This window comes from Xanthomonas hydrangeae (assembly GCF_032697525.1).
Classification (GTDB): domain Bacteria; phylum Pseudomonadota; class Gammaproteobacteria; order Xanthomonadales; family Xanthomonadaceae; genus Xanthomonas; species Xanthomonas hydrangeae.
The window spans coordinates 4,188,901-4,203,027 of the sequence record NZ_CP103836.1 but is presented as its reverse complement, the minus strand read 5'-3'; the positions used below and the strand labels follow the sequence as shown (position 1 = coordinate 4,203,027).

15 protein-coding genes are annotated in these 14,127 nt (G+C 65.3%); 2 read left to right on the top strand and 13 right to left on the bottom strand.

The window, feature by feature from the left end; genetic code table 11:
* Nucleotides 1-148 precede the first annotated feature (148 nt).
* The 4 genes from NYR97_RS17975 to surE are packed head-to-tail and all read right to left on the bottom strand — an operon-like array spanning nt 149 to nt 3,011.
* On the bottom strand, nt 149-925 hold the full coding sequence (locus tag NYR97_RS17975) for a peptidoglycan DD-metalloendopeptidase family protein (RefSeq protein WP_316695125.1): 777 nt from the start codon (nt 923-925) through the stop codon (nt 149-151).
* Complete coding sequence (locus NYR97_RS17970) at nt 922-1,536, bottom strand: YqaA family protein (protein ID WP_006453310.1); 615 nt, start codon at nt 1,534-1,536, stop codon at nt 922-924. Before NYR97_RS17970 ends, NYR97_RS17975 begins: the two co-directional genes overlap by 4 nt.
* Before the next feature lie 18 nt (nt 1,537-1,554).
* On the bottom strand, nt 1,555-2,235 hold the full coding sequence (locus NYR97_RS17965) for a protein-L-isoaspartate(D-aspartate) O-methyltransferase (RefSeq protein ID WP_316695122.1): 681 nt from the start codon (nt 2,233-2,235) through the stop codon (nt 1,555-1,557).
* A complete protein-coding gene (surE, locus tag NYR97_RS17960) occupies nt 2,232-3,011 on the bottom strand; it encodes a 5'/3'-nucleotidase SurE (protein WP_023903742.1) in 780 nt (259 codons plus the stop codon). The genes NYR97_RS17965 and surE overlap by 4 nt, the downstream gene beginning before the upstream one ends.
* Before the next feature lie 99 nt (nt 3,012-3,110).
* On the opposite strand from surE, the gene NYR97_RS17955 reads away from it, so the two are divergent.
* Nucleotides 3,111-3,650, top strand: a complete 540-nt coding sequence (locus NYR97_RS17955) for a Smr/MutS family protein (RefSeq protein WP_039520788.1) — start codon at nt 3,111-3,113, stop codon at nt 3,648-3,650.
* Nucleotides 3,651-3,872: 222 nt separating this feature from the next.
* On the opposite strand, the gene truD is transcribed toward NYR97_RS17955, so the two are convergent.
* The 9 genes from truD to NYR97_RS17910 form a co-directional block, all read right to left on the bottom strand.
* Nucleotides 3,873-4,994, bottom strand: coding sequence for a tRNA pseudouridine(13) synthase TruD (gene truD, locus NYR97_RS17950; RefSeq protein ID WP_316695118.1), 1,122 nt, complete (start codon nt 4,992-4,994; stop codon nt 3,873-3,875).
* A 248-nt stretch (nt 4,995-5,242) separates the two neighbouring features.
* On the bottom strand, nt 5,243-5,734 hold the full coding sequence (gene ispF, locus NYR97_RS17945; RefSeq protein WP_316695116.1) for a 2-C-methyl-D-erythritol 2,4-cyclodiphosphate synthase: 492 nt from the start codon (nt 5,732-5,734) through the stop codon (nt 5,243-5,245).
* Between the two features lie 132 nt (nt 5,735-5,866).
* Entirely contained in the window at nt 5,867-6,655 is a 789-nt protein-coding gene (gene ispD / locus NYR97_RS17940; RefSeq protein WP_316695114.1) for a 2-C-methyl-D-erythritol 4-phosphate cytidylyltransferase, read from the bottom strand.
* Entirely contained in the window at nt 6,652-7,014 is a 363-nt protein-coding gene (gene ftsB / locus NYR97_RS17935; protein WP_205391715.1) for a cell division protein FtsB, read from the bottom strand. Before ftsB ends, ispD begins: the two co-directional genes overlap by 4 nt.
* Before the next feature lie 3 nt (nt 7,015-7,017).
* Nucleotides 7,018-8,310 carry a phosphopyruvate hydratase gene (gene eno, locus NYR97_RS17930; protein ID WP_316695113.1) on the bottom strand — a complete coding sequence of 431 codons (1,293 nt, stop codon included), beginning with the start codon at nt 8,308-8,310 and terminating at the stop codon, nt 7,018-7,020.
* A 125-nt stretch (nt 8,311-8,435) separates the two neighbouring features.
* Entirely contained in the window at nt 8,436-8,678 is a 243-nt protein-coding gene (locus NYR97_RS17925; protein WP_205394870.1) for a hypothetical protein, read from the bottom strand.
* Nucleotides 8,679-8,794: 116 nt separating this feature from the next.
* Nucleotides 8,795-9,625 (bottom strand): 3-deoxy-8-phosphooctulonate synthase, encoded by an 831-nt coding sequence (kdsA, locus tag NYR97_RS17920; protein ID WP_006453321.1) that lies wholly within the window; start codon nt 9,623-9,625, stop codon nt 8,795-8,797.
* Between the two features lie 160 nt (nt 9,626-9,785).
* Nucleotides 9,786-11,450 carry a CTP synthase gene (pyrG, locus tag NYR97_RS17915; protein WP_023903735.1) on the bottom strand — a complete coding sequence of 555 codons (1,665 nt, stop codon included), beginning with the start codon at nt 11,448-11,450 and terminating at the stop codon, nt 9,786-9,788.
* Between the two features lie 190 nt (nt 11,451-11,640).
* Nucleotides 11,641-11,883, bottom strand: a complete 243-nt coding sequence (locus NYR97_RS17910; protein ID WP_006453323.1) for a hypothetical protein — start codon at nt 11,881-11,883, stop codon at nt 11,641-11,643.
* A 161-nt stretch (nt 11,884-12,044) separates the two neighbouring features.
* Here NYR97_RS17910 and parE point away from each other — a divergent pair, with 161 nt between their 5' ends.
* Nucleotides 12,045-13,934, top strand: coding sequence for a DNA topoisomerase IV subunit B (gene parE, locus NYR97_RS17905; RefSeq protein ID WP_205391717.1), 1,890 nt, complete (start codon nt 12,045-12,047; stop codon nt 13,932-13,934).
* The last annotated feature ends 193 nt before the right edge of the window (nt 13,935-14,127 follow it).

The window sequence follows — 14,127 nt, the reverse complement described above, 5'->3', positions numbered from 1 at the left end:
GTAAATGCGGGCTGGAGCAGATTTCGCGCTTACGCCAACAGCGGCAGCGAAGCCTCGGACGATTTCTCGACCGCTGTCAGCGCCTTGCAAGCAGCGCTGACAGCCCAGAGCCGATCGCCGTTGCGAATCCCCAATCCCGAATCCCGATTCACTTTTTCGGCAGATACAACAGCGGATCCACCGGCTTGCCGTTGTAGCGAATTTCGAAGTGCAGCATGTCGCGGGCGGCACCGCTGCGGCCCATCTCGGCGATCTGCTGGCCGGCCTTCACGCTCTGGCCTTCGTTGAGCAGGCGCTTGCGGTTGTGCCCGTAGGCAGACAGCCACTGGTCGTTGTGTTTGATGATGATCAGCTCGCCATAGCCGACCAGACCGGCGCCGGAGTACACCACCACGCCATCGGCAGCGGCACGTACCGCCTGCCCGCTGGCACCGGCGATATCCACGCCCTGCTTGGTGGTCTCGCCGGCGACGAAGGTGCCGACCACCACGCCGTCAGCGGGCCAGCGCCATTGAAATCCACTACTGACAGGTGCAGCGATCGGTGCAGTCGGCCGCGGCGGAACCACCGTGCCGGCCGTCGAGCTGCTGCTGCCCGGCCTGCTGGCATTGCCCGGATACAGCTTGAGCGTCTGGCCGGGATAGATGGTGTTCGGTGAAGACAGGCCGTTCCAGGCCGCCAGATCCGGCGCAGTGATGTTGGTCCTGCGCGAAATGGCGTACAGCGTGTCGCCGCGCTGGACGGTGACGGTCGCACCTGGGCGCGGCACCGAGGGACGCGCAGCTGCGGACGGACGCGATGACGACGAACCACCGCCGGCGCCGGGCGAACGCACTACCGTCGCGCTGCTGCAGGCGGTCAGCCCGATGGCGACCACGAGCATGACTGCTGTCTTACGTACCGAATTCATCTGCAACGTGCTCATCCGTTCATTGTCTTCCACACCAACCACCCTGCTCCCGCGGCCAGGACGGCCATGGCCACCCAGCCCAGCGGCTCGATCCAGCGATGCAACGCTGCTTCGGCGCGTGCGCCACCCAACCGGATCGCGCCGGCCACCAGATACACGCGCTTGCCGCGCCCCACCAGCATGCTGGCGATGAAGGGCAGGATCGGTACACCGACCACGCCCGAGGCCCAGGTAAAGATCTTCAGCGGGATCGGGGTGAAGCCCACCAGCACCAGTGCCCAGAAGGCCTTCCACGGCGACTCGGCCACCAGTGCGCGCAGCATCTCGATCTGCGCCTGGATCTTCACGCTCCAGCCCAGCCATTCGATCACCGGCTGCAACGCGGCAAAGGCGAAATGGCCGAGCAGATAGCCGACCAACGCGCCGCACACCGAGCCGATCAGGCTCAAGGTGGCGAACCACAACGCACGTTTGGGCTCGGCCAGCGACATCGGCGCCAGCATCACTTCCGGCGGCACCGGGAAGATGAAGCCCTCCACGAAACTGAGACCGGTCAGCAACGCAGGTGCGCGCCGGTTGCGCGACCAACGAATGGCCACGTCGTACAACGGCCCGAAGATCTTCATCGAGAAACTCTCATGGATTCAATCCAGCATGCCCGACAACAGCGGGACGAACGTGACCGGCGCCAGAACCTGCTGTTCGATCGCGCCGTCGGCACCACGTGTGAGTTGCATCAGGGATTGCGAAGACGCGCCACCGACCGGGGCGACCAGACGTCCGCCGACCGCCAGTTGATCGACCAGCGCATCCACCAGCGCCGGAGCGGCGGCCGTCACCACGATGGCGTCGTACGGGCCATGCTCGGGCCAACCGATGCGGCCGTCGTCGTGCTTGCTGCGCACGTTCATGCCCAGATGCCGGAAGCGCTTGCGCGCCTGCCGCAGCAGGTCGCCGATGCGCTCGACGGTGTAGACCTCCAGGCCCAGCGCGGCCAGGATCGCGCCCTGATAGCCGGAGCCGGTGCCCACTTCCAGCACCCTGGTCGGGCCGACCTGCAGCACCGCCTCGGTCATGCGCGCGACCACCCAGGGCTGCGAGATGGTCTGGCCGTGGCCGATCGGCAAGGCGGTGTCTTCGTAGGCGCGCGAGGCCAGCGCTTCATCGATGAACAGATGGCGCGGCACGGTACGCACCGCGTTGAGCGTGGCCTCGTCCTGGATGCCGGCCTCGCGCAGGCGCTCGACCAGCCGGTCGCGCACGCGTTGCGAGGTCATGCCGATCCCCACCGACTCCGGTTGCAGCAGACGCAGCCTCGGCGTCATGCCGGTGCGTCCAGTGCGGCAGTCAGGCCACCGACCCAGCCGGCCACGGTTTCCAGCGCCTGATAGCGGGTGAGGTCGACATGGATCGGGGTGATCGAGATATGCCCGGTGCGCACGGCGTGGAAATCGGTGCCGGCACCGGCGTCCTGCTCCGGTCCGGCCGGGCCGATCCAATAGACGGTGCGGCCACGCGGATCGCGTTGCGGCACGCAGGGCTCGGAACGATGGCGGTTGCCGAGCCGGGTGACTTCGAAACCGAGCACATCCGACCAGGCCAGATCCGGCACGTTGACGTTAAGAATGGTGTCGGCGGGCAAGGGATCGGATTTGAGCCGCGCCACGATCTCCACCGCTGCGCGCGCGGCGGTTTCGTAGTGATGCGCTTCATGGTTGTGCGTCACCAGCGAGACCGCCACTGCGGGCAGGCCGAGAAAGCGGCCTTCCATCGCGGCAGACACGGTGCCCGAATAGATCACGTCGTCGCCGAGATTGGCCGAGTTGTTGATGCCGGAGACCACGATGTCCGGGTCGTAATCGAGCATGCCGGTCAGCGCCAGATGCACGCAGTCGGTCGGCGTGCCGGCCACCGCGCAGGTCTGCGCGTCGATGCGGCGGGTGCGGATCGGCACATCCAGCGTCAGCGAATTGCTGGCGCCGGAGCGGTCGCGGTCGGGGGCGACCACCATCACTTCATGACCGGCACGCCGCAGCGCCTCGGCCAGAATCTGGATGCCGGGGGCGTCGACACCGTCGTCGTTGCTAACCAGTACGCGCATGGGACTCCTCGGAAAACCGGGCCATGATACCGGATGCGTCCCTCGCCTTCGCGCTTGATCTTCGCTTGCACCTGAGGTTGGGCACGTTACGCTGTGAGCATGTCGCATCCTGAAGACGAAGACGACGGCGCGCTGTTCCGCGCAGCGATTGGCGCGGTCAAGCCGATTCGTGAAGTCGCCCCCCCGGCCAACGCCAAACCGCGCCCGAAGCCGCGCGCGCGCATGGCCGAGCGCGACGATGCCGAAGCGCATACCGAATTCGCACGTCTGCTGCGCGACAGCGCGCCGTTGGAGGCGGGCGACACCGCCAGTTATCGGCGCGAGAATCTTCCCACCCGATTGTTTCAGCGGCTCAAGCGCGGCCAGTTCTCGATCCAGGACGAACTGGATCTGCATGGCGCCACCGCAGCGCAAGCCGAATCGTTGTTGCGGCAGTTCCTGCTGGAGGCGCATGCGCACGAACACGGCTGCGTGCGCATCATTCACGGCAAGGGTCTGCAGTCCGATAACGGCGCGCCGGTGTTGAAGAACCTGATGGACCGTCTGTTGCGCCAGCGCAATGATGTACTGGCGTTTCATTCGGCGCCGGCCACGCAAGGTGGGACGGGGGCGTTGTTGGTGTTGTTGGCGCGGCGCTAGGATGATGGCGCGACGACCGCCTTGCCGCGCAGCGCTGGGATGCGATGTGTGAGGCGAGGCGTTATCGGTGATGCCTGTCGCGGCCAAGGCCGTTCCTACGCGAGGCTAGGCTTTATCGATAAAACCCCTCGCGGCCAAGGCCGCTGCTACGCTTGCATGAGCGCCTGCGGATCGTCATCGGCGCCACGGTGTGCAGACTGAAGATCAATCAATCAAACCAACTCACTCGCCAGCAGCACGCTCGTCGGCAGAACGCACGCTGGCGTTGAAGCGACCGGCATCGATCACCTCGCCCAGCTCCCATAGCACCGCTGTGGCGTAACAGCCTGGTGGCAATGCGAACTCGACCTGCAAGATTTCCGCATCCAGCCAGCGGTAGTCCAAGCCTTGCGGGCGCAGGCGCAAGGCGCGGCGCTCCTGCTTCAGACCAGCGGCTTCCAGACCGATCCGCAGCGCCTCGGATTGCGGATCGGACAACGCGCCCCGCTCCACTGCGGCAGCCTGATCGGTCGAACGCAGTTCGCCCACGCCCCACAACGGGCCACTGGGATGGATATCGAAACGCGCCAGACGCTCGGCCAGCACATCGCTCCACGGCTCGGGGCCGAACACGCTGCGTGAGCCATCCAGCATCCAGGCCTCGCCCTCCAGCGCGGCGTCCCAACTGCCCTGCTCCACGCGTGCAGTGAGCACGCGATTGAACAGTGCCGAGCGCGCCGCCGACAACAGGATCGAACGTTGATCGTTGCGCAGACGCCGCTTCGGTGCCGGCACCAAAGCCCCCTCGGCATCCTGCATGTAGCCGAACATCGCCAACGCCGATGCCACGTTGCCGCCATCGCGACCAAAGCGTTGTTCGCCGAACCAGTTGGGAATGCCGCGTGCGGCGATCGCCTGCAAGCGTTGCTCGATCGCGGCGCGTTCGCCCTGTACCTGGCGCAGCGTCAACACGAAGCGATTGCCGTGCAGCGCGCCGCGTTGCAGCTTGCGGTTGTGCCAGGTGCTGTCGACCACCTGCATTTCGTCGTCGTCGAGCGTGGCGATGTCCGGTGCGATGCGTTTGGGCAGATGCACGCTGAAACGCTGCGTGGTCACCGCATGGCGATCCTTCAAGCCGGCGTAGCTGACGCCCATTTCCGCAATGCCCGCCCACGATGCAAGTTTCTTGGCGATATATGCCGTGTTCTGGCCACGTTTGCGCACGCTGAGCAACAGGTGCTCGCCTTCGCCGGAAGCTTCGAAGGCCGGCAGCTCATCGACCTGAAAATCTTCGGGTGTGCTGCGCATTGCTGCGGCAAGGACCGCAGGGCGATGCGCGCGCGGCAGGAGAGAGGTGTCGCTCATGCTGTGGTTACCTTCGCGCCGACGTGTCGTGCGCTGTGTGCCGAATGCCTCGGCGCGGTGGTGTCGCATTGCAACGCCGAGGCGAGCCCGGCGTGCGTGACTGCGAGTTAGAGCGGCTAAAAACCTGGCCGGCAGGCGTCAGGTGCGTGTGGACGGCACGCTCGGAGCCGCAGGGTACGCGTGCTACATGCTGTATAAAGCACCGGCCGCCTGCATGACGATGAGCACATTGGCTTTGTTGCTCGCCGTCAGGCTGCGATCCTGCCGAGCAACACCGCCGCCTGTGCAGCGATGCCTTCGCTGCGGCCGGTAAAGCCGAGTTGTTCGCTGGTGGTGGCCTTGACACTGACCGCATCGAGCTCGATCGCCAGCAGCCCGGCAATGCGTTCGCGCATTGCCAGCGCATGCGGGCCGATCTTGGGGCGCTCGCAGATCACGGTGATGTCGGCATTGCCCACGCGCCAGCCACGCTCGCGCAGCAAGTGATCGCAGTGCTGCAGGAACTGCGCGCTGTCGGCGTCCTTCCAGCGCGCGTCGGACGGCGGGAAATGCTGGCCGATATCGCCCAGCGCCAACGCACCCAGCATCGCATCGCACAGCGCATGCAATACCACGTCGCCGTCGCTGTGCGCGAGCACGCCATGGCTGTGCGCCACGCGCACCCCGCCCAGCATCACGTGGTCGCCCGCACCGAACGCATGCACGTCGTAGCCCTGACCGATTCGAAAATTGAAAGACATGGAAAATCCGTGGTGAGTGAGAGTGCCCAACAACAGGGAGCAAGCTGTCGTTTAGGTCGGCATGGACGTTGTGGAAGAGTGGCCTCCACGGCCGGTTCCGCAAACCGGCCTCGCAATCGTTCGACAGCCGCTCTAACGCGTGTTGACGTCGTGATTGTCACCGGCCAACACCGCATCGTTGCGCGTGGCCACCAATTCGGCATCCACCGCCACGCCGCGGCGTGCGAGTTCGAACTCGAAGCGCGCCAGATCCACCGGCGTGGTCACCTTGAAGTTGTCCTCGGCGCCTTCCACCAGCAACGGGCGCAGTCCCAGCCGCTCCATCGCCATCGCTTCGTCGGTCACGTCCACACCGGCGGCAGACGCTTCGGTCAGGCCACGGATCAGTTGATGGCGACGGAACAGCTGCGGGGTCAGCGCGCGCCACAGCCGCTCGCGCGGTTCGGTGGCATCGATGCCGCCATCGTCGCCGGCACGCTTGAGCGTGTCGCGTACCGGCGCGGCCAGGATCGCGCCGACCGGGTCGCCGCGGCCGATTTCCAGCAGGCGCTCCAGATCGGCCAGTGCCAGATTGGGACGTGCGGCATCGTGCACCAGCACAAAGTCGTCGGCGCGCACGCTCTCGGGCAAGGCCAGCAAACCGGCAAGCACCGATGCGGCGCGGGTCACACCGCCCACGCAGGTCAACACCGGTTTGGACTGCACCGCCGTCCAACCCGGCCAGTCGGCATCGTCGGGCGCGATCGCCACGACAATTCCGGCCACCACCGGATGCGCTGCCAATGCCGCCAGCGTATAAGCCATCAAGGGCTGACCAGCAGCGTGCAGATATTGTTTGGGGACCTGCCCGCCAAAGCGCGTGCCGCGCCCGGCGGCCGGCACGATCGCCCAAATGGAGCCAGCCCAGATCGCACCGGTCATGGCTGTTCCGCCGGAGCGGTTGCGGCGGGCGCCTCGGGTTCGGCCGACGGCGCGGCCACTGCAGGCGGCAGCGGCGGTGCATCCTCGACCACGCGATAGAACGTCTCGCCCGGTTTGATCATGCCCAGCTCGCTGCGCGCGCGCTCCTCGATTGCCGCTTCGCCGTCCTTCAAATCCTTCACCTCTGCTGCCAACGCCTGGTTGCGTTGGCGCAGACCTTCGTTGTCCTGTGTCTGATGCGCGACCTGGGCTTCCAGCATCATGACTTCGCCGGAATTCCCAGGCCCGAACCAGAAGCGGTACTGCAGCCAAGCCAGCAGCACCGCCAGCACCAGCAGTAGCCAGCGCCAGTTGCGCACGGCTTAGCGCTTGAGCGAAACGAACGCGTCGCGGCCGGCGTAACGCGCGCCGGAGCCCAGCGCCTGCTCGATGCGCAGCAACTGGTTGTACTTGGCGACGCGATCGCTGCGGCACAGCGAGCCGGTCTTGATCTGCGTGGCGGTGGTGGCCACGGCGATGTCGGCGATGGTGGTGTCTTCGGTTTCGCCCGAACGGTGCGAGACGATCGAGGCGTAGTTGGCCGCATGCGCCATCGCGATGGCTTCCAGCGTCTCGGTCAGCGTGCCGATCTGGTTGACCTTGATCAGGATCGCATTGGCGGTGCCCGAGTCGATGCCCTGCTTGAAGATCTTCGGGTTGGTGACGAACAGGTCGTCGCCGACCAGCTGCACCTTCTTGCCGACACGCTCGGTGAGCAGCTTCCAGCCGGCCCAGTCGTCCTCGGCCAGGCCGTCTTCGATGCTGATGATCGGGTACTGCGCAACCCAGTCGGCCAGGAAGTCGACGAACTGCTCGCTGGTCAGGCGCTTGTTCTCGCCGACAAGGTTGTACTTGCCGTTGTCGTAGAACTCGCTGGAGGCCACGTCCAGGCCAAGCAATACGTCTTCGCCAGCGGTGTAGCCGGCCTTGCCGATCGCTTCGAGAATGGTGTCCAGCGCTTCGACATTGCTGCGGAAGTCCGGCGCAAAGCCGCCTTCGTCGCCCACTGCCGTGCTCAGGCCGTGGCCCTTGAGCACCGACTTGAGCGCGTGGAAGATTTCGGTGCCGGCACGCAGCGCTTCGGAGAACGAGCTGCAGCCGACCGGCAGCACCATGAACTCCTGGAAGTCGACGTTGTTGTCGGCGTGTGCGCCGCCGTTGATGATGTTCATCATCGGCACCGGCAGCGCCACATCGGATTCGGTAATGGTGGACAGGTACTGCCACAGCGGCTGCTTGCGCGAGGCGGCCACGGCATGCGCGGCGGCCAGCGAAACGCCCAACAGCGCGTTGGCGCCCAGGCGGCCCTTGTTCTCGGTGCCGTCCAGATCGATCAGGCGACGGTCCAAGCCCTGCTGGTCGGCCGCATCGAAGCCCTTCAGCGTCTCGGCGATGGTGCCGTTGACGTTCTGCACCGCGTGCAGCACGCCCTTGCCCAGGTAGCGGGTCTTGTCGCCATCGCGCAGTTCCACCGCTTCCTTGGTGCCGGTCGAGGCGCCCGAGGGCACGGCGGCGCGGCCGAACGAGCCGTCGTCCAGCGTGACTTCGGCCTCCAGCGTGGGATTGCCGCGGGAGTCGAGGATTTCGCGGGCGAGGATCTTGGCGATAGTGGTCATAGGAACGTTCGGTTACCAGTAAGGGGGGAAGTACACCGGAAACAAGCTGCGGGATTATCGCCGCACACCGGCCCATTGCCAAATCGCATTCAGCCGCCGCACGCGACAGGCCGGCGAACATGCCGCTAGGCCATCAAGCCCAGCAGCGGTAAACCAGACAGCAGCAGCAAGACCGACAGCAACACCAGCGCAAGGATCGCTGCGCCGGATTGGCGAGCCAGCCGCAACGCCAGCGGGCCGGCGATCAGGCAACTTGTGATCGCTACCACGGCCAGCAGCAGCGTGACCAGCATTGGCACCCGCGTGGCCCGCATGGCATGGTCGCCGTCGCCCGGCATGCCCATGCTGGCAGCGACCAGCACCGTCATCGCGGCCATGCACGCCCACGCGGTGATCGATGCGACCAGCGCGATCCAGCCCCAAGGCCAGTGGCGCCACTGCCGACGCTGGCGGCGCGACGCCGCCTGCGCCCAGGGATCGGAACTCATGCGAAGCGCGCGAACCCGTGCTTCTTGGTCACTGCATCCAGTTCCATCAGGGTCTCGAGCAGCTCTTCCATGCGGTCCAGCGGCCAGGCGTTGGGACCATCCGACAAGGCCTTGGACGGGTCCGGATGGGTTTCGGCGAACAACCCGGAGATACCCACCGCCACCGCAGCGCGCGCCAGCACCGGCACGAATTCACGCTGACCGCCGGAGCTGCTGCCCTGCCCGCCCGGCAGCTGCACCGAATGGGTGGCATCGAAGACGACCGGGCAACCGGTGTCGCGCATGACGCTCAGCGAGCGCATGTCGCTGACCAGATTGTTGTAGCCGAACGACGCGCCCCGCTCGCAGACCATGATCTGCTCGTTGCCGGTCGACTTGGCCTTGTCGACCACCGGCTTCATGTCCCACGGCGCCAGGAACTGGCCCTTCTTGATGTTGACCGGCTTGCCGGCCGCGCAGACGTTCTTGATGAAGTCGGTCTGGCGTACCAGGAACGCCGGGGTCTGCAGCACGTCGACGACGGCGGCGACCTCGTTCATCGGGGTGTATTCGTGCACGTCGGTCAGCACCGGCACGCCGATCTGCTGCTTCACCGCGGCCAGCACCTTCAGGCCCTCTTCCAGGCCAGGGCCGCGGAAGCTGGTGCCGGAGGTGCGGTTGGCCTTGTCGAAGCTCGACTTGAAGATGAAGTTGATCCCCAGCTTGCCGGTGATCTCCTTGAGCTTGCCGGCCACGTCGAGCTGCAGTTGCATCGACTCGATCACGCAGGGGCCGGCGATCAGGAACAACGGCTGATCCAGACCAACGTCGAAGTCACACAGTTTCATCAAGTCACCTTGTTGATTGAAGCCCCTCTCCCACCGGGAGAGGGGTTGGGGTGAGGGTACGGTTGGCGCGTATGTAGTTGAAGAATTGGGTGCATGAGGCTTCGCCCGTACCCTCATCCGGCGCTTCGCGCCACCTTCTCCCGACGGGAGAAGGAACGGTTCACGCACGCGCTTCCTTCAGCAACTTGCCGCCCGCCTTCTTCTCGCGCGCCGCGCGCACGAAGCCGATGAACAGCGGGTGCCCGTCGCGTGGTGTGGACAGGAATTCCGGGTGCGCCTGGCAAGCCAGGAACCACGGGTGCGTCTCGCGCGGCAGCTCCACCATTTCCACCAGCGTGTCGTCCATCGACTTGCCGGAAATCACCAGGCCGGCATCTTCCAGCTGGGTGCGGTAGCGGTTGTTGAACTCGTAGCGATGACGATGCCGCTCTGCCACCACGTCCTTGCCGTACACCTCGCGCGCCAGCGTGCCCGGCTTCAGGCGCTGCTCCTGCAGACCCAGCCGCATGGTGCCGCCCAGATCGGACTTCTCGTCGCGCTTTTCGACTTCGCCGGTGGCGGTGCGCCATTCGGTGATCAGGCCGATCACCGGGTGCGGCGACTGGCGATCGTTCTCGGTACTGTTGGCCGCATCCAGATTGGCGACATGGCGCGCATAGTCCACCACCGCCGCCTGCATGCCGTAGCAGATACCGAAGTACGGCACCTTGTGCTCACGCGCGTACTTGGAGGTCTGCACCTTGCCTTCGAAGCCGCGATCGCCAAAACCGCCCGGCACCAGAATGCCGTCGATGTCCTGCAACGCGGCCATGTCGCTGCCTTCCAGATCCTGCGCTTCCAGCCACTTCAGGTTGACCTTGGTGCGCTGGCGCAGGCCACCGTGCCGCAATGCTTCGGCCACCGACTTGTAGGCGTCCTGGTGATCGACGTACTTGCCGACCACCGCAATGGTGACTTCGTCCAGCGGATGCTTGACCGCATCCACCACCGCAGCCCATTCGGACAGATCGGCCGCGGCGACCTTGTCGCGCAGCTTGAACTGATCGATCACCAACTCGTCCAGGCCCTGGCGGCGCAGTTCCAGCGGCATGCCGTACAGCACGTCGATATCCGGGCAGCTGATCACTGCACGCTCGGAGACGTTGGTGAACAACGCGATCTTGCGACGTTCCGAATCCGGCACCGCCTGCTCGGAGCGGCACAGCAGCACGTCCGGCTGGATGCCGATCGAGCGCAGTTCCTTGACCGAATGCTGGGTCGGCTTGGTCTTCAACTCACCGGCAGCAGCGATGTACGGCACCAGGGTAAGGTGCATGAACATGGCCTTTTCGGCGCCGCGCTCGGTGCGCACCTGGCGAATCGCTTCCAGGAACGGCAGCGATTCGATGTCGCCCACGGTGCCGCCGATCTCGATCAATGCGACATCGAAACCTGCGGTGGCCTCGTCGATGCAACGACGGATCTCGTCGGTGATATGCGGAATCACCTGCACGGTGGCGCCCAGATAATCGCCGCGACGCTCCTTGCGGATCACGTTCTCGTAGATCCGACCGGTGGTGACGGAATTCTTGCGCGAAAGACGCGTGCGCACATAACGCTCGTAGTGGCCCAGATCCAGATCGGTCTCGGCACCGTCGTCGGTGACGTAGACCTCGCCGTGCTGGAACGGGCTCATCGTGCCCGGGTCCACATTGATGTACGGGTCCAGCTTCATCATCGTGACCTTCAGGCCACGCGCTTCAAGAATGGACGCAAGCGAAGCGGCCGCAATGCCCTTACCCAACGAGGACACTACGCCGCCTGTAACAAAAATCAGGGGGGTCATGGGGCTTGAAGCCTCCCGGAAAGCCATAGTTTAGCGGGTGACGGACGAATGCCCAAGGGTTGCGTGACGCCGCTGCGATCACGCAGTGACAAACGCGCGCCGCGTGGGCCGCAAATGCAGACGCCCCGACCTAGGCCGGGGCGTCTGTGAAGCAGATGACCGATGTGAAGCCTGCCGATGCGCAGCGCGATCAGCGCGCCGGCTTCTTTTCTTCCTCTTCCTCGGGCAGCGCGGCATCGGCCTTGGGCTTCTGCGCGGCAGCGGCGGCACGGCGCTCGGCCTTGCGCTCGGCTTCGGTCTTGGCCTTGGCGTCGTCGGCCTTCTGCGCGGCGGCGCCCTGACCGGTCTGCTGCGGAGCGGCCTGGGCCATGGCAGGAAGCGCCGCCACTGCGGCCGCACCCAGGGTGAGCATCAGAATGTGCTTGAACTTCATGGTGTCCTCCGGTTTCGGTGACATCCTCAGGTGGGGACGTTTGGTTCCGAATCCAACGCAAGGGTATCCAGCCGCACCCCGCCCTGCACTGAACGCCTATCGCGTGCAAAAAAACGGTTCTGCCCCCACACTTGCGCGTCGTTTCACGTGCCAAGAGATGCATGAACACCCGTTATAACGCCGCCGATATTGAAGTGCTGTCGGGCCTGGACCCGGTCAAACGCCGCCCTGGCATGTACACCGACACTGCGCGCCCGAACCATCTGGCGCAGGAAGTGATCGACAACTCGGTCGACGAGGCGCTGGCCGGTCACGCCAAGCAGGTCGAAGTGACCTTGTTCAAGGACGGCAGCTGCGAGGTGTCCGACGACGGCCGCGGCATGCCGGTGGACATGCACCCGGAAGAGAAGATTCCCGGTGTGGAGCTGATCCTGACCCGCCTGCATGCCGGCGGCAAGTTCAACAATCGCAACTACACCTTCTCCGGCGGTCTGCACGGCGTGGGCGTGAGCGTGGTCAATGCGCTGTCGACCAAGGTCGAGCTGTTCATCAAGCGCGAAGGCAGCGAGCACCGCATGGAGTTCCGCGACGGTATCGCCGCCTCCAAGCTGGAAGTGGTCGGCACGGTCGGCAAGAAGAACACCGGCACCCGGCTGCGTTTCTGGGCCGACCCGAAGTATTTCGACACGCCCAAGTTCAACGTGCGCGCGCTACGCCATCTGCTGCGCGCCAAGGCGGTGCTGTGCCCCGGCCTGACCGTCAAACTGCATGACGAAGCCACCGGCGAGCAGGACAGCTGGTATTTCGAAAATGGCCTGCGCGATTATCTGAAAGGCGAAATGGCCGAGCACGAGATGCTGCCGGCCGACCTGTTCGCAGGCAGCCTGAAGAAAGACACCGAGATCGTCGACTGGGCCGCGGCCTGGGTGCCGGAAGGCGAGCTCGTACAGGAAAGCTACGTCAACCTGATTCCGACCGCGCAGCACGGCACCCACGTCAACGGCCTGCGTTCGGGCCTGACCGATGCGCTGCGCGAGTTCTGCGACTTCCGCAACCTGCTGCCGCGCGGGGTCAAGCTGGCGCCGGAAGATGTGTGGGACCGGGTCACCTTCGTGCTCAGCCTGAAGATGACCGACCCGCAGTTCTCCGGGCAGACCAAGGAGCGCCTGTCCTCGCGCCAGGCCGCCGGCTTCATCGAAGGCGCCGCGCACGATGCCTTCAGCCTGTATCTCAATCAGAACGTGGAGATCGGCGAGAAGATCGCGCAGATCGCCATCGACCGTGCCAGTGCGCGGCTGAAGACCGAAAAGCAGATCGTCCGCAAGAAGGTCACCCAGGGCCCCGCCCTGCCCGGCAAGCTGGCCGATTGCATCAGCCAGGACCTGTCGCGTACCGAATTGTTCCTGGTGGAAGGCGACTCGGCCGGCGGCTCGGCCAAGCAGGCGCGCGACAAGGATTTTCAGGCGATCCTGCCGCTGCGCGGCAAGATCCTCAACACCTGGGAAGTGGCCTCGGGCAGCGTGCTGGCCTCCGAGGAAGTGCATAACCTGGCGATCGCGATCGGCTGCGACCCGGGCAAGGACGACATCAGCGGGCTGCGCTACGGCAAGGTCACCATCCTGGCCGACGCCGACTCCGATGGTTTGCATATCGCGACCTTGTTGACTGCGCTGTTTCTCAGGCATTTCCCGGCATTGGTGGCCGCCGGCCATGTGTTCGTGGCAATGCCGCCGCTATTTCGCGTGGACGTGGGCAAGCAGGTGTTCTACGCGCTGGACGAAGAAGAAAAGACCACGCTGCTGGACAAGATCGCGCGCGAGAAGCTCAAGGGCCAGGTCAGCGTCACCCGATTCAAGGGCCTGGGCGAGATGAATCCGCAGCAGCTGCGCGAATCGACCATTCACCCGGACACGCGCCGGCTGGTGCAGCTGACTATCGACGACGGCGAACAGACCCGTTCGCTGATGGATATGTTGCTGGCGAAGAAGCGCGCCGGCGATCGCAAGCAGTGGCTTGAGAGCAAGGGCGATCTGGCTTCGCTGGAAGTTTAAAAACCCGGAAGCTTTGAAAGCTCCTCTCCCTGCGGGGCGAGAAGGCACGGCTTGCGCGCCACTGGCGCGCGTGCCTTGGAGCGCCCGCGCCGCAAGCGCGGGCCGAGGCGCGAAGCGGGGGTTGGGGTGCGGGTACGGGCGAAGCCTCGTGCAATTGAACATTGCGAGAGCCTCGCCCGTACCCTCATCCGCC